Origin of the sequence: Ancylobacter lacus, assembly GCF_018390635.1 — a bacterium.
GTDB classification, from domain to species: Bacteria; Pseudomonadota; Alphaproteobacteria; order Rhizobiales; family Xanthobacteraceae; genus Ancylobacter; species Ancylobacter lacus.
Genome location: NZ_JAHBGE010000065.1, coordinates 20,566 through 35,306 on the forward strand (window position 1 = coordinate 20,566; position 14,741 = coordinate 35,306).

Here is a 14,741-nt window from a genome sequence, read left to right on the forward strand (position 1 = left end):
TCTGCGAGGTTTGTCACGATGTTCTGCAACCGTTTCACGGTCCGGAATGTCGGCCTGCCCGCCGGGCGCCGCCCGGGCGTGGAGCGGATCGTCGAAACATCAGAGGAGTTGACCACCATTCGTCGCCCCATGAGACCCGTTGCGCCGGAAAAGGATGGCCCGCGCGTCAACGAAGACATCCGCATTCGTGAAGTCCAGCTCATTGACCAGGATGGGCAGAACCGCGGCGTCGTGCTGACCCGCGATGCCATCGCCATGGCCCAGGACGCTGGCCTCGACCTCGTCGAGATCGCCCCCAATTCGACGCCGCCTGTCTGCAAGATCCTCGACTATGGCCGGTTCAAGTACCAGAACCAGAAGAAGGCCAACGAGGCGCGCAAGAAGCAGCACATCGTCGAGATCAAGGAAATCAAGCTGCGCCCCGGCATCGACACGCACGACTACGACGTGAAGATGAAGGCGATCCACCGCTTCTTCGAGGACGGCGACAAGGTGAAGGTCACGCTTCGCTTCCGCGGTCGCGAAATGGCGCATCAGGAACTCGGCTACAAGCTCCTGAACAAGGTGCGCGACGAGCTGACGACCATCGCCAAGGTGGAATCCGAGCCGCAGCTCGAAGGCCGCCAGATGATCATGGTTCTCGCCCCGCGCTGAGCCGGGCGGGGCCTGCCCTCACCACCGCGATGCCTCGCCGTGCGGCCACCCGGCCGCGCGGGCGAAGCCGTTTGCGCCGTGCGTTGGCTGGCATTGGCAACCGCCGGCCCCCGGCGAGGCCGGTCCCGCGCCGCAAGAGCTGCAGCCTCGCGGCTCCTGCAGCCCCATCGTGCCGGGATCAGTCGGGGTAGTTGCCGTTCTCGCCGAGCACGGCTCCCGCGAGATAGAGCGAGCCGCAGATCAGCACCCGGGGCACCGGCGGCGCGGGAAAGCTGGCGAGGCCCTCCAGCGCGGCGGCGACGCTGGGGGCGACCGAGGCGGTGATACCCTGCGCCCGCGCGGCGGCGGCCACCATCTCCGGCGGCTGGCCCTTGTGCTCGCCGGGTACCGGCACCGCCACCAGCTCGCGCGTCAGCCCGGCGAACGGGGCGAGAAAGCCCCCCGCGTCCTTGGTGCCGAGCATGCCCACCACCATCACCAGCGGGCGCGGCGCGCGGTCCTCGATATCGGCGAGGGCGGCGGCGAGCGCCTGGCCGCCCGCCGCGTTGTGGCCGCCGTCCAGCCAGACGTCGACCCCCTCCGGCGCCCGCGCCACCAGCGGGCCGGGGCCGAGCCGCTGCAGCCGCGCCGGCCATTCCGCCGCGCGCATGCCCGCCTCATAGGCCGCGGCCGGCAGCTTGAGCCCCGCCGCGCGCAGGGCGGCGACCGCCAGCCCGGCATTCTCGATCTGGTGTCCGCCGACGAGGCGCGGCAGCGGCAGGTCGACCAGCCCCATCTCGTCGGCGACCACCAGCCGGCCGCCTTCCTCGAAGGCCTGGAACTGCTCGCCGGCGATGTGGAGCGGCACCCCGAGCCGGGCCGCCCGGCGCTCGATCGCGCGCAGCGCCTCGCGCGGCTGACGGGCGATCACGGCGGGCGCGCCGGCCTTGAGGATGCCGGCTTTCTCGCCCGCGATCGCCTCCACCGTCTCGCCGAGGAATTCGACGTGGTCGATCGACACCGGGGTGATGACGGTGGCCAGCGGCCGCTCCACCACATTGGTGGCGTCGAGCCGGCCGCCAAGGCCGACCTCCAGCAGCAGGATGTCGGCCGGCTCCTCGGCGAAGAGCTGGAAGGCGGCGGCGGTGGTGATCTCGAAGAAGGTGATGGGCGCGCCGTCATTGGCCTGCTCGGCCTGCGCCAGCGCCCCGGCGAGGCGCGCTTCCTCCACCAGCCTGCCGGCGAGGCGGATGCGCTCGTTGAAGCGCACCAGATGGGGCGAGGTGTAGACATGCACCTTCAGCCCCGCCGCTTCCAGCACGGCGCGCATGAAGGCGACGGTCGAGCCCTTGCCGTTGGTGCCGGCGACATGGATCACCGGCGGCAACCGCCGCTCGGGATGGCCGAGCCGCTCCAGCACCCGCCACATCCGCTCCAGCGAGAGATCGATCAGCTTGGGGTGCAGGGCGAGCAGGCGCTCGAGGATGAGATCGGAGGTGATGCCTCCCGGGGTGAGGGCGGCCGGCCCGGCACCGCGACCCGAGGGGCCGTGTTCGGCGGCGTGCGCGCCCATCGCTGGCTCCCGAGGCTCAGGCCGTGGCGGGCGCGGCCGGGGCCGGCTCGGCAGGGACGGCAGCCACGGCCGGCGCGGCCACGGTCTCGCGCCGCGGCGCCCGCATCATCAGCCGGCACAGCCGGGCGAGGGTGTCGCGCATGTCGTGACGGTGCACCACCAGGTCCACCATGCCGTGGTCCCGCAGATATTCGGCGCGCTGGAAACCTTCCGGCAGCTTCTCGCGGATGGTCTGCTCGATCACGCGGGGGCCGGCGAAGCCGATCAGCGCGCCCGGCTCGGCGATCTGCACGTCGCCCAGCATGGCGTAGGAGGCGGTGACGCCGCCGGTGGTGGGGTTGGTCAGCACCACGATATAGGGCAGGCGCGCCTCGCGCAGCTCCTGGATGGCGCAGGTGGTGCGCGGCATCTGCATCAGCGAGAGGATGCCTTCCTGCATCCGGGCGCCGCCCGAGGAGCAGAACATGATGAAGGGCGTGCCACGTGAGGCGGCCGTCTCCAGCCCGGTCACGATGGCCTCGCCGGCCGCCATGCCGAGCGAGCCGCCCATGAAGCCGAAATCCTGCACGCCGATGGTGACGGCGAGGCCGTCGAGCTTGCCGAAGCCGACCTTCACCGCATCCTGCGCCCCGGTCTTGGCGCGGGCGTCCTTCAGCCGGTCGACATAGCGCTTCTCGTCACGGAACTTCAGCGGGTCGGCGGCCACGGCGGGCAGCGCGACGTCGATCCACTTGCCGCCGTCGAACACCGAGCGCAGCCGCGACATCGGGTCCATCCGCATGTGGACGCCGGAACCCGGCACCACGAAGAGATTGGCCTCGAGGTCCTTGTGGAACACCATCTGCCCGGTCTCCGGGCATTTCACCCAGAGATTCTCCGGCACTTCGCGCCGGCTCAGGAAGCTGTTGATCTTCGGGCGGACGACGTTCGAGATCCAGTTCAACGGGGCGGCTCCAGGCTGATCCGGCTTCCATGTAATGCCGTTGTGCGGCGAACGAAAGGCCGAAGGCACGCCACCGCCGAGGCGGGCGCGGGCCGGCGTCCGGCATCACCCCGCGGGGCGGCGAGAGGTTCTGTCCACAACGCGGCTTGCCGTCGCGAGGCCCCGCGCAGGCGGCGCGGGGCAGGCGGCTATTCCGCCGCCTGCCGGGCGACGCCGCGCACCGCCGCGGCCAGCGAGGCGACGAGGCCGGTGACGGCGCCCACCGTCTCCGCCGTGGCATGGCCCTCGGCGTCGAGGCTGCGGCGCACCGCATCGACCAGCGCCGAGCCGACGACCACGCCGTCGGCGCCGGCGGCGATGGCGGCCGCCTGTTCGGGCGTGCGCACGCCGAAGCCGACCGCGACCGGCAGGCCGGTGTGGGACTTGATGCGCGCCACCGCGCCCGCCACCGCGTCCGGGTCCGGCGCGGCCGAGCCGGTGATGCCGTTGATCGAGACGTAGTAGACGAAGCCCGCGGTGTTGGTGAGCACCGCCGGCAGGCGCCTGTCGTCGGTGGTGGGGGTGGCGAGGCGGATGAAGTCGAGCCCGGCGGCGAGCGCGGGCAGGCACAGCTCGCCATCCTCCTCCGGCGGCAGGTCGACGACGATCAGCCCGTCCACCCCGGCGGCCTTGGCGTCCTCGAGGAAGCGCGGCACGCCGTAGATGTAGATCGGGTTGTAGTAGCCCATCAGCACGACCGGCGTCGCCGCGTCGCTCTCGCGGAAGGCGCGGACCATGGCGATGGTCTTGGCCAGGGTCTGGCCGCCCTTCAGCGCGCGCAGCCCGCCGGCCTGGATCGCCGGGCCGTCGGCCATCGGGTCGGTAAAGGGCACGCCCAGCTCGATGATGTCCGCCCCCGCCCCCGGCAGGGCGGCGAGGATGGCCTGCGAGGTGGCGAGGTCGGGATCGCCGGCGGTGACGAAGGTGACGAGGGCGGCGCGGCCCTCCTGCGCGCAGGCGCGGAAGCGGGCGTCGAGGCGGGTCGGGAGACGGGATGTCATGGTCGGGCTCACAGGCGGCTGCCGAGGATCTCGGCGACCTGGGGAATGTCCTTGTCGCCGCGGCCGGACAGGTTGACCACCATCAGGTGGTCGGCGGGCAGGGTCGGGGCGATCTCGATCACCTTGGCGATGGCGTGGGCCGGCTCCAGCGCCGGGATGATGCCCTCCAGCTTCGAGAGCAGCTGGAACGCGGCCAGCGCCTCCTCGTCGGTGGCGGAGATGTAGTTCACCCGGCCGATGTCGTGCAGCCAGGAATGCTCCGGCCCGATGCCGGGATAGTCGAGCCCGGCGGAGATGGAGTGCGCCTCGGCGATCTGGCCGTCATCGTCCATCAGCAGATAGGTACGGTTGCCGTGCAGCACGCCGGGGCGGCCGCCGGTCAGCGAGGCGGCGTGCAGGCCGGAGGCGATGCCGTGGCCGGCGGCCTCGACGCCGTAGATCGCTACCGAGGGATCGTCGAGGAAGGGGTGGAACAGGCCCATGGCGTTGGAGCCGCCGCCGATGCAGGCGATCAGGCTGTCCGGCAGGCGGCCTTCGGCTTCCAGCATCTGGGCCCGGGTCTCGATGCCGATGATCGACTGGAAGTCGCGCACCATGCCGGGATAGGGGTGCGGCCCGGCGACGGTGCCGATGCAGTAGAAGGTGTCGCGCACATTGGTCACCCAGTCGCGCAGCGCCTCGTTCATGGCGTCCTTGAGCGTCTTGGAGCCGGACTGCACCGGCACCACCTCGGCGCCCAGCATCTTCATGCGGAACACGTTCGGCGCCTGCCGGGCGACGTCCACCGCGCCCATATAGACCACGCACTGCAGGCCGTAGCGGGCGCAGAGCGTGGCGGTGGCGACGCCGTGCTGGCCCGCGCCGGTCTCGGCGATGATCCGCTTCTTGCCCATGCGGCGGGCGAGCAGGATCTGGCCGAGGACGTTGTTCACCTTGTGGGAGCCGGTGTGGTTCAGCTCCTCGCGCTTCAGGTAGATCTTCGCGCCGCCGAGATGCTCGGTGAGGCGCTCGGCGAAATAGAGCGGGCTCGGCCGGCCGACATAGTGCTTCAGCCCCTCCTCCATCTCCGCCTTGTAGGAGGGATCGGCGCAGGCCGCGCGGTAGGCGGCCTCCAGCTCGAGAATGTTGGGCATGAGCGTTTCGGCGACGAAACGGCCGCCGAAGATGCCGAAATGCCCGTTCTCGTCGGGGCCGGTGCGGAAGGAGTTGGGTGCGTTCACGGCGCTTCACTCGTCTCGTTGGCGGCGACGCCGGCGGCGACGCGCTCTCGGAAATCTGGCGGCGGGCGCGTGGCCGTCGCCGGGGCGGCAGACTGCCGGGCCTCGGCCCGCGCGGCTTGCACGAAAGCGACGATCCGGGCCGGGTCCTTCACGCCGGGCGCGCTTTCCACGCCGGAAGACACGTCGACGCCCGGGGCGCGGGTGAGGCGCAGCGCCTCGCCCACATTCTCCGGCGTCAGCCCCCCTGACAACATGAAGGACTCGGCCCCGTCAAGCGAGGCAAGGCCGGCGGGGGCGAAATCGGCGATCAGGTTCCAGTCGAAGGCCAGCCCGTTGCCGCCGGGCAGCACGGCGCCCTTCGGCGGCTTGGCATCGAGCAGCAGGCGATCCGCCACCCCGGCGAAGGCGCGGGCGGCGGCGACGTCCTCGGGACCGGCGATGCCGACCGCCTTCATCACCGGCCGGCCGAAGCGGGCGCGGATCTGCGCCACCCGCGCGGGCGTCTCGCGGCCGTGAAGCTGGAGCAGGTCGGGGCGCACCGCCTCCACGATGGCGGCGAGGGTGTCGTCGTCGGCATCGACCGTCAGCGCGGTGACGAGGGCCTTGCCGCGGGCATGGCCGGCGAGCGGAGCGGCCTCGGCGAGGGAGAGGTGGCGCGGGCTGCGCGGGAAGAACACGAGGCCGACCAGATCCGCCCCGGCGCCGAGCGCGGCGTCGAGCGTATCGAGGGTCTTCAACCCGCAGATCTTGATGTCGAGCGGCACGGCGCGTCCCCATCTCCCGGCCGGCAAACCGGAACGGGAGGACCTAGCATGAATCCGGATACGTCGCGAGGCGGCCACCGGATGTGCCCGGCCGCACCTTGCATCTGCCGTCCGCCCGCCTCAACCTACGCGGGGCGGGCTCTCCCGCGGCGCCGTCAGCGCCCGGCGCAGGAACTCTTCCAGCCGCAGCGTCGCCGGCTGTTCGGAAGCCGGGTTGCGCAGCAGGCACATCTCCAGCGGCCGCAGCGGCGGCAGCCCTTCCGCCTCGCCGATCACCACCAGCCCCGGCGGCACGCTGCAGGCGGCGAGCGCCACCACCGCGAGGCCGGCCTCCACCACCGCGGTGACGCCGATCAGCGAGCCGCTGGAACAGACGCAGCGATAGGCCCGGCCCGCCTCGCCCAGCGCGTCCACCACATGGATGCGGGCGCCGCAGCCCGGCTCGAACAGCGCCACCGGCAGCGGGTCCTGCGCCCAGGCGACATGGTGCGGCGAGGCCGCCCAGACCAGGGGCTCCAGCCGCAGCACCTCGAATTCCTGCCGGGGCACCCGGGTCACGATGGCGAGATCGAGCCGGCCCTCCGCCATGGCCGGGTTGAGGTGGCCCGAGGGCTCGCACATCACCTCCAGCGTCACCCGCGGATGCTCGGCGGCGAAGCGCGCCAGCGCCGGCGGCAGCAGCGAGGCGGCATAGTCGTCCGGCACGCCGAGCCGGACGCAGCCGGTCTCTTCCGGCCGGGAGACAGCGGCGAGGGCTTCCTCCGAGAGTTTCAGCAGCCGGCGGGCATAGACGAGGAAATCGGCCCCGGCCGGGGTCGGCACCACGCTGCGCGGCAGCCGCACCAGAAGCGGCCGGCCGACGCTCTGCTCCAGCCGCTGCATCTGCATGCTGACGGCCGACTGGCTGCGGCCGACCCGCGGCGCGGCATTGGAGAGGGTGCCGCTGTCGACGACGGCGACGAAGGTGCGCAGAAGATCGAGATCGAGCGGCGGCATGATGCCATCAGCTTAGCAGGACGATCCTCTGAAATATATTCGTTTGTCTGAAAGCCGGACCGACCCGAGGATCGCGCCTCCTCCGCTGGAATCCTGCCATGCGCGCCTCCTCCTCCGGCCTGCCCGCCGCCGCCTCGCGTTCCGGCCCGACGACCGCCGCCCGGCCGGGCCGGGGCGCGCCCGGGCTCCAGCTCGCCCTCGCCATGGCCATCGCCGGCACCGTCGGGGCGTTCGTCACCGAAGCCGGGCTCGACCCGGTGCGCACGGTGTTCTGGCGCTGCGTCTTCGGCAGCCTCTTCCTGGGGGCGTGGAGCCTCTGGCGCGGGCATCTGCGCCCGGAGCGGCTGCAGCGGCGTGATCTGGCGCGGGCGGTGGCCGCGGGCGTCTGCACGGTGCTGACCTGGACCGCGTTCTTCGCCGCCATCCGGCTCACCAGCATCGCCACCGCGACCATCGTCTATCACATCCAGCCCTTCTTCGTGGTCCTGCTCGGCTGGGCGCTGCTGCGCGAGCGCATCACCGCGGCGCAGCTCGGCTGGATGGCGGTCGCCTTTCTCGGCGTCGCGCTGGCGAGCGGCCTTGCCGGAAGCTGGGGCAGGCCCTCCGCCGCCATCGGCGCGGAGACGTCGTCGCGCTGGACGCTGGGCATCGGCGTCGCGCTGGCCGGGGCGGCGCTCTATGCCGCCGGCACGCTGCTCGCCAAGGGGCTGGGCCGGCAGCCGGCGGAGGTGACGGCGCTGTGCCAGACCCTGACCGGCATCGTGATGCTGGCCCCCTTCGCGGACTGGTCGCTGCCCATCGCCCCGGCGGCGTGGCCCTGGCTGGTCGGCATCGGCGTGCTGCACAGCGGGGTCGCCTATGTGCTGATGTACGGCGCCTATCCCCGGCTCACGACCCCGGCCATCGCCCTGCTCACCTTCGTCTACCCGCTGGTGGCCATCGCGGTGGACTGGCTGGTCTACGCTCACCCGCTCGGGCCGGCACAGGGCGCCGGCCTCGCGCTGATCGCGGCCGGCACGCTGGGCGGACGGCTCGGCTGGCGGTTGCCGCTGCGCAGGCGCCCGGCGGCGTGAACCGGCGGCGCAGGGGAGCGTTGCCGAATACGCGCTTCCTCAACGACAATCGGCGTGTTAGACACCGGTAACTGTGAAATTCAATATTTCACGCCTTTTTGCTGATGTTTGCCGCCCTGTCGTTGCGGCCCACCGGAGACCGTCCATGCGCCTGTCGCGCCGCCTCGTCCTCGCCGCCGCCCTCGCCCCGCTGCTGGCGGGCGCCCTTCCCGGCGCCCCGGCCCGCGCCGAGGAGCCGAATTCCATCCTCAACGCCTCCTATGACGTGGCACGCGAGGTGTTCGAGGCGATCAACAAGCAGTTCGTGCCGGCCTACAAGGCGAAGACCGGCAAGGAGATCACCGTCAACCAGAGCCATGCCGGCACCTCCAAGCAGGCCCGCTCCATCGTCGAGGGCCTGGAGGCCGACGTGGTGACCTTCAACCAGGTCACCGACATCACCTTCCTCGTCGACAAGGGCTTCGTCGCCAAGGACTGGCAGGGCCGGCTGCCCAATGCCTCCTCGCCCTGGTATTCCTTCCCCGCCTTCCTCGTCCGCAAGGGCAACCCGAAGGGCGTGAAGAACTGGGACGATCTCGTCCGCGACGACGTCAAGCTGGTGTTCCCCAACCCCAAGACCTCCGGCAACGCCCGCTACACCTATCTCGCCGCCTATGCCTTCGCGCTCGAGAAGTTCAACGGCGACAAGGCCCAGGCCGACGCCTTCGCCAAGAAGCTGCTGGCCAATGTCGTGGTGTTCGACACCGGCGGGCGCGCCGCCACCACCACCTTCGTCGAGCGCGAGCAGGGCGATGTGCTCATCACCTTCGAGGCCGAGGTGCTCGGCGTGCGCGACGCCTACAAGGACCGTGGCTTCGAGGTGGTGGTGCCGCCGGTGAGCCTGCTGGCCGAATTCCCCGCCACGGTGGTCGACAAGGTGGCGGACAAGCGCGGCTCGCGGCAGATCGCCACCGACTACCTCACCTATCTCTATTCGCCGGAGGGCCAGACGATCGCCGCCACCTTCAACAACCGCGTCGTCGACCCCAAGGTGGCCGAGGCGTTCAAGGGCAAGTTCGCCCCGGTCCGCCTGCTGAAGGTGGAAGACGTGTTCGGCGGCTGGGCCAACGTCCAGAAGGAGCACTTCGCCTCCGGCGGCAAGCTCGACACCCTGTTCGTCGCCCCGTGAGGCCGGGGGCGGGGCACCCCGCCCCGGGTTTGCGCCGTCTCCGGCCCGCGCGGCTGGACATTCGCGCCGGAGTGCGGCGATGGCCGGGGGCGTGTCCCGGCCATCGCCGGCAAGCTAAGGAGGCTCCGTGAGCCGCGTCATACCGGGCTTTCCGCTCTCCCTCGGCCTCACGGTGCTGTATCTCAGCCTGATCGTGCTGCTGCCGCTCGGCGCGCTGGTCTGGCAGGCGCTCGGCATCGGGCTGGAGCGCTATCTCGCCATCATGAGCGGCGCCCGCACGCTTGCCGCCTTCCAGGTCACGCTGTCCACCGCCGCCGCCGCGACCGCGTTCAACGCGGTGTACGGCCTCGCGCTGGCCTGGGTGCTGGTGCGCTACGAGTTTCCCGGCAAGCGCCTGCTGGACGCGCTGGTCGACGTGCCCTTCGCGCTCCCCACCGCGGTGGCCGGCCTCGCCCTTTCCGCCCTGTTCGCCAAGAACGGCTGGTTCGGCGCGCCGCTGGCGCAGATCGGGGTGCAGGTCGCCTACACCCCCCTCGGCATCGCCTGCGCCATGGCCTTCACCAGCCTGCCCTTCGTGGTCCGCACGGTGCAGCCGGTGCTGGAGGACCTTGCCGCCGATGTCGAGGAAGCCGCCGCCACCCTCGGCGCCTCGGACGGCCGCATCTTTCGGAAAGTGATCTTCCCCGCCCTACTGCCGGCTTTCGTCACCGGCTCGGCGCTCGGCTTCGCCCGCTCGCTCGGCGAGTTCGGCGCCATCATCTTCATCGCCGGCAACCTGCCGCTGAAGACCGAGGTGGTGTCGCTGCTCACCTTCATCCGCATCGAGGAATATGATTACCCCGCCGCCGCCGCCATCGCCGCGACGCTGCTCGGCCTCGCTTTCCTGCTGCTGATGCTGGTCAATCTGGTCCAGCTCTGGCAGCAGCGCCGGATGGGGACCGCGTCATGAGCGCCAACGGGGTGAAGCCGGCCGGCCCCTCGGGGGCCCGCCGGGTCGGCGACGGCCCGCTCGCCCGCGCCCTGCTGCTCGGCCTGGTGCTGGCCGGCACGCTGCTGGTGCTGGTGGCTCCGCTCGCCGCCATCTTCCACGAGGCGTTCCGCCATGGCTGGGCGGCCTATGCCGCCTCCTTCGCCGCGCCCGACACGCGCTACGCCATCGGGCTGACGCTTCTCACCGCGCTGGTGGTGGTGCCGGTGAATGTCGGCTTCGGCATCGCCGCCGCCTGGGCCATCGCCAAGTTCCGCTTTCCCGGCCGCGCCCTGCTGCTGGCGCTGGTGGAGCTGCCGTTCTCGATCTCGCCGATCATCGCCGGCGTCGCCTATCTCTTCGTCTATGGCGGCCAGGGCCTGCTCGGCCCGTTCCTCGAGGCCCACGACATCAGGATCATGTTCGCCGTGCCCGCCATCATCCTGGCGAGCCTGTTCGTCACCGCGCCCTTCGTGGCGCGCGAGCTGGTGCCGCTGATGCTGGCCCAGGGCTCGGAGGAGGAGGAGGCGGCGGTCACGCTGGGCGCGGGCGGCTGGCGCATCCTGCGGCTCGTCACCCTGCCCAATGTCCGCTTCGCCCTGCTCTACGGCGCCGCCTTGTGCAATGCGCGGGTGATGGGCGAGTTCGGCGCGGTCTCGGTGGTGTCGGGCAACATACGCGGCCAGACCAACACCCTGCCGCTGCAGATCGAGCTGCTCTACCAGGACAACAACGCGGTCGCGGCCTTCGCGGTCGCGACCCTGCTGACGCTGGTCGCGCTGGTGACGCTGGTGGCCAAGGCGGTCATCGAGCGTCTCGACGCCCGCGCGGTAAGGCGCGCCGGCCGGGCCGGGCACTGAACGGGCGCAAGGGGAGCCGACGCCGCCTCAGCCTTCCTTGAGCCCCCGCCACACCAGCTCGGCGGCGGCGAGGTCCTCGATCGCGGACCCCACCGACTTGAACAGGGTGATCTCGTCCGGCGTGCCGCGCCCCCGGGCCCGGCCGCCGGCCAGCTCGAACAGGTCGCCCTGCACCGCCTCCGGCGTCAGAACCCCGGTCGCGAGCGGCACCACGATGTCGCCGGCTTCCTTGAAGGCGCCGCCGCGGGTGTCGACATAGACCCGGGCGCGGCGGATCGCCTCATCGTCGGCCTCCCGCATGGTCGGGGTAAAGCCGCCGACGAGGTCGACATGCTGCCCCGGCGCCAGCCAGCGGCCCTCCACCAGCGGCTCCGCCGACAGCGTGCAGCAGGACACGATGTCCGCCCCGGCGACCGCCTCGGCGCGGGAGGCGGCGACGGCGGCGTCGAACCCCTCGCCGCGCAGCAGCGTCGCCACCGCCTCGGCGCGGGCCGGGGTGCGATTCCAGATGCGGACCTGCGTGATGGGGCGGACGCTGGCATGGGCGCGGGCGAGATAGGGCGCCAGCGCCCCGGCGCCGAGGATGGCGAGCCGGGTGGCGTCCGGCCGCGCCAGCCAGCGGGCGGCGAGGGCGGAGGCCGCGGCGGTGCGCCACAGCGTCAGCGCGCGGCCGTCGAGCACGGCCAGCGGTTGCCCGGTCGCGGCGGAGTTCAGCACATAGAGCCCGTTGACGCTGTCGAGCCCGCGGGCGCCGTTGCCGGGGAAGACGGTGACGAGCTTGGTGCCGAGCACGTCGTCCTCGCCGCCGCCGGCGGTCCAGGCCGGCATCAGCAGCAGCGCCGCCTCGCCCTCGGGCCGCTCGATACCGTGGTGGTGGCGCACCGGCACCACGATGGGACGGCGGAACGCCGCCTCCAGAGCCTCGACCAGGGCGGGAAAGGTCAGGCGCGCGGCGATCTCCGCCGCGCCGACGAAACGAAGCTCGCCCATGACGCTCAGGCCGCGCTGCGGCGGTCGGTCAGCGCGACGCGGGAGGCGCCGGGGGCGGGCAGGCCGCGCGCCGCCGCCGGGGCGGGGGCGCTGGCGGCCATCATCTCGCGCAGCTCGGCGGCCTGGGCTGCCGCCTGCCGGGCTTCGCGGCGGGCCTGCCGCGCCGCCTTGCGGAAGCGCGCCTGGCGCAGCCACACCGCGACACCGCCCAGCACCACGCCGAGGATGACGCTGGCGAACACCAGCAGGAACAGCGGCACCGCCACCGCGATGGTCTCGCCGCCGAAGGGGTCGAGATTGAGGGTCACCGGCTGCCGGTTCGCGACCGACAGCAGAACCGCGATCAGCGACAGCGGGAGGACGATGAGGACGAGTCCGATCCGACGCAGCACGCCGCACTCCTTGGATACTGGCCCGGATACCCGCCCGGGCGGGGTTGGTGGCCCGGGCGCCGGGCTATTCGAGATCGAGGCCGTCGTTGAGGCGCTCGCGCATTTCCTTGCCCGTCTTGAAATAGGGCACGGCCTTGCCGTCAACCGCGACATGTTCGCCCGTGCGCGGATTGCGCCCGGTGCGCGCGGGCCGGCTCTTCACCGAAAACGCCCCGAAGCCCCGCAGTTCCACCCGGTCGCCGCGCGCCAGCGCCGCAACGATCTCGTCGAGAATCGCGTTCACGATGTTCTCGACGTCGCGCTGGTAGAGATGCGGATTGGCCTCGGCGATCCGCTGGACCAGTTCAGACTTGATCATCGATGCCCCGTCCCCTCCTCGCAACGAAAAGTGCTATGTATTTCAAATACTTACGCTGGGGTTTAGTCACCCGAGCGAGGGTGCCAGAGGGCCAGCAGACCGTCAAGGCGCGACGTTGCCGCGACGTCGCCGGCGGCATTCACGAAACGGGCCAGCCCGCCGAGGCCCAGCGCGTCGAGCCACGCCCCGGCGCCGACATGAAGCCAGCCGAACTCGTCGCCGGGACGGCCGGTGTGCCAGTCACGCACCCGCAGCTTGTCCGAAACCCCCTTGGTCTTGGCAAGCCAGGCCCGCGCCGTGCGCTCGTCGCCGAGTTCGTCGACGAGATGCATCGGCAGGGCCTGATGCGCGGTGAAGACCCGCCCGTCCGCCGCGGCGTCGAGCTCGGCGCCCTGGAGGCCGCGGCGCTCGGCGACCAGACCCTTGAACCAGGCGTAGCTGTCGGCCACCAGTGATTCCACCGCCCGCCGCGCCTCCGGGCTGGTGGGGGTGAAGCCGTTCGGCGCCGCCTTGAGCGGGCTCGACTTGATCTCCTCCAGCTCGACGCCGACGGTCTTCATCAGCCCGGTGATGTTGGGATACTGGAACAGCACGCCGATGGAGCCGACCAGCGCGTTGCGCGGGGCGACGATGTGCTCGGTGCCGAGCGCGGCGATATAGGCGCCGGAGGCCGCCATGCCCTCCACCACCGCGACCACCGGCTTGCGGGCGTTCAGCCGGCGCAGCGCGTCGTAGAGCGCCTGCGAGCCCACAACCGTGCCGCCGGGGCTGTCGATCGAGATGATCACCGCCTCGGCGCCGGATTTGCCGATGTCCTCCAGCATCTCCACCCGCTCGCGTTCGCTGCGGATGGTGCCGCCGATGGTGACGCGGGCGACATGGGGAGCCGATTTCGGGTCGAACCCGCCGCTCCACCAGTTCGCCACGGCGGCCAGAACGCCGACCAGCAGGACGACGCCCAGCGTGCGCCAGAACACGAGCTTGCGCCGCAGGCGCCGCCTGTCGATGAGCTGGTCGACCTCCAGCGCGGGGTTGCCGAGCGCCATGCGCGCCCTCCTTCTCAAAACCGGAGGCGGACTTAATAGGCTCCCGCGTTCCGGCGCAACCTTCTCGGCAGGAAAAGCCCGCGGCCTCGACCGTGGCGGGGGCTAGCCGCCGTGCCGCTCCAGGAAGGCCTCGGGCCCCAGCGTGCGGAAATCCGCCAGCGCCGCCCGCAGCCGGGCGTGGTCCCAGTCCCACCACGCCAGCGCCTGCAGCCGTTCGGCGATGGCGGGCGGGAAACGGTCGCGCACCGGGCGGGCGGGCACCCCGGCGGCGATGGAGTAGGCGGGCACGTCCTTCGTCACCACCGCGCCGGCGGCGACCACCGCGCCGATGCCGACGCTGCGCCCCGGCAGCACGATGGCGCCATGGCCGATCCAGGCGTCGTGGCCGATGCTCACCGCATGGGAGCGGCGCCAGTCGAAGAAGCCCTCCTCGTCCCCGGCATCGTCGAAATAGGCCGAGGCGCGGTAGGTGAAATGGGCCTGGGTGACCCGCTCCATCGGGTGGTTGCCGGGATTGATGCGGGTCATCGCGGCGATGGAGACGAACTTGCCGACGGTGGCGTAGGCGATGTCGGAATCGTCGACGACATAGGAATAGTCGCCGAGCTCGACCTCCAGCAGCTTGGTGCGGGCGCCGACCTCGGTGTAGCGGCCGAGGCGGGAGCGCACCACCTGCGCGGAGGGATCGACGGCGGGCTGCAGCCCGAGCTTGGCCATG

16 protein-coding genes are annotated in these 14,741 nt (G+C 71.7%); 5 read left to right on the top strand and 11 right to left on the bottom strand.

The features are described 5' to 3' along the window. Window positions 1–129: 129 nt before the first annotated feature. Window positions 130–654, top strand: a complete 525-nt coding sequence (infC, locus tag KHC27_RS16485) for a translation initiation factor IF-3 (protein WP_213340527.1) — start codon at window positions 130–132, stop codon at window positions 652–654. A gap of 178 nt (window positions 655–832) precedes the next feature. On the opposite strand, the gene KHC27_RS16490 is transcribed toward infC, so the two are convergent. The 6 genes from KHC27_RS16490 to KHC27_RS16515 all read right to left on the bottom strand — a co-directional run bounded on the left by KHC27_RS16490 (window position 833) and on the right by KHC27_RS16515 (window position 7,169). Continuing rightward, complete coding sequence (locus tag KHC27_RS16490) at window positions 833–2,206, bottom strand: bifunctional folylpolyglutamate synthase/dihydrofolate synthase (RefSeq protein ID WP_213340487.1); 1,374 nt, start codon at window positions 2,204–2,206, stop codon at window positions 833–835. 16 nt (window positions 2,207–2,222) lie between these two features. Continuing rightward, window positions 2,223–3,149, bottom strand: coding sequence for an acetyl-CoA carboxylase, carboxyltransferase subunit beta (accD, locus tag KHC27_RS16495; RefSeq protein ID WP_213340488.1), 927 nt, complete (start codon window positions 3,147–3,149; stop codon window positions 2,223–2,225). Between the two features lie 188 nt (window positions 3,150–3,337). Next, complete coding sequence (gene trpA, locus KHC27_RS16500) at window positions 3,338–4,189, bottom strand: tryptophan synthase subunit alpha (protein ID WP_213340489.1); 852 nt, start codon at window positions 4,187–4,189, stop codon at window positions 3,338–3,340. An 8-nt stretch (window positions 4,190–4,197) separates the two neighbouring features. Next, the gene (trpB, locus tag KHC27_RS16505; RefSeq protein ID WP_213340490.1) at window positions 4,198–5,409 is read right to left on the bottom strand and encodes a tryptophan synthase subunit beta; all 1,212 of its coding nucleotides are present in this window, start codon (window positions 5,407–5,409) and stop codon (window positions 4,198–4,200) included. Beyond that, window positions 5,406–6,173, bottom strand: coding sequence for a phosphoribosylanthranilate isomerase (locus KHC27_RS16510; RefSeq protein ID WP_213340491.1), 768 nt, complete (start codon window positions 6,171–6,173; stop codon window positions 5,406–5,408). Before KHC27_RS16510 ends, trpB begins: the two co-directional genes overlap by 4 nt. Window positions 6,174–6,293: 120 nt before the next feature. Further along, complete coding sequence (locus KHC27_RS16515; RefSeq protein WP_246520019.1) at window positions 6,294–7,169, bottom strand: LysR substrate-binding domain-containing protein; 876 nt, start codon at window positions 7,167–7,169, stop codon at window positions 6,294–6,296. Between the two features lie 98 nt (window positions 7,170–7,267). Here KHC27_RS16515 and KHC27_RS16520 point away from each other — a divergent pair, with 98 nt between their 5' ends. The 4 genes from KHC27_RS16520 to cysW all read left to right on the top strand — a co-directional run bounded on the left by KHC27_RS16520 (window position 7,268) and on the right by cysW (window position 11,237). Continuing rightward, the gene (locus tag KHC27_RS16520; protein ID WP_213340492.1) at window positions 7,268–8,242 is read left to right on the top strand and encodes a DMT family transporter; all 975 of its coding nucleotides are present in this window, start codon (window positions 7,268–7,270) and stop codon (window positions 8,240–8,242) included. A 151-nt stretch (window positions 8,243–8,393) separates the two neighbouring features. Continuing rightward, window positions 8,394–9,410, top strand: coding sequence for a thiosulfate ABC transporter substrate-binding protein CysP (cysP, locus tag KHC27_RS16525; protein ID WP_281417093.1), 1,017 nt, complete (start codon window positions 8,394–8,396; stop codon window positions 9,408–9,410). A gap of 127 nt (window positions 9,411–9,537) precedes the next feature. Further along, window positions 9,538–10,359 (top strand): sulfate ABC transporter permease subunit CysT, encoded by an 822-nt coding sequence (cysT, locus tag KHC27_RS16530; RefSeq protein ID WP_213340494.1) that lies wholly within the window; start codon window positions 9,538–9,540, stop codon window positions 10,357–10,359. Further along, window positions 10,356–11,237 carry a sulfate ABC transporter permease subunit CysW gene (gene cysW / locus KHC27_RS16535; protein ID WP_213340495.1) on the top strand — a complete coding sequence of 294 codons (882 nt, stop codon included), beginning with the start codon at window positions 10,356–10,358 and terminating at the stop codon, window positions 11,235–11,237. The genes cysT and cysW overlap by 4 nt, the downstream gene beginning before the upstream one ends. A gap of 27 nt (window positions 11,238–11,264) precedes the next feature. On the opposite strand, the gene lhpI is transcribed toward cysW, so the two are convergent. From lhpI to KHC27_RS16560, 5 genes are all read right to left on the bottom strand, one after another. Next, entirely contained in the window at window positions 11,265–12,227 is a 963-nt protein-coding gene (gene lhpI, locus KHC27_RS16540) for a bifunctional Delta(1)-pyrroline-2-carboxylate/Delta(1)-piperideine-2-carboxylate reductase (protein WP_213340496.1), read from the bottom strand. A 5-nt stretch (window positions 12,228–12,232) separates the two neighbouring features. Further along, complete coding sequence (locus tag KHC27_RS16545; RefSeq protein WP_343210933.1) at window positions 12,233–12,619, bottom strand: lipopolysaccharide assembly protein LapA domain-containing protein; 387 nt, start codon at window positions 12,617–12,619, stop codon at window positions 12,233–12,235. Window positions 12,620–12,683: 64 nt separating this feature from the next. Next, a complete protein-coding gene (ihfB, locus tag KHC27_RS16550; RefSeq protein ID WP_213340497.1) occupies window positions 12,684–12,977 on the bottom strand; it encodes an integration host factor subunit beta in 294 nt (97 codons plus the stop codon). A gap of 62 nt (window positions 12,978–13,039) precedes the next feature. Further along, on the bottom strand, window positions 13,040–14,023 hold the full coding sequence (gene sppA, locus KHC27_RS16555; protein ID WP_213340498.1) for a signal peptide peptidase SppA: 984 nt from the start codon (window positions 14,021–14,023) through the stop codon (window positions 13,040–13,042). A gap of 102 nt (window positions 14,024–14,125) precedes the next feature. After that, entirely contained in the window at window positions 14,126–14,740 is a 615-nt protein-coding gene (locus KHC27_RS16560; RefSeq protein WP_213340499.1) for an LbetaH domain-containing protein, read from the bottom strand. Between the last annotated feature and the right edge of the window lies 1 nt (window position 14,741).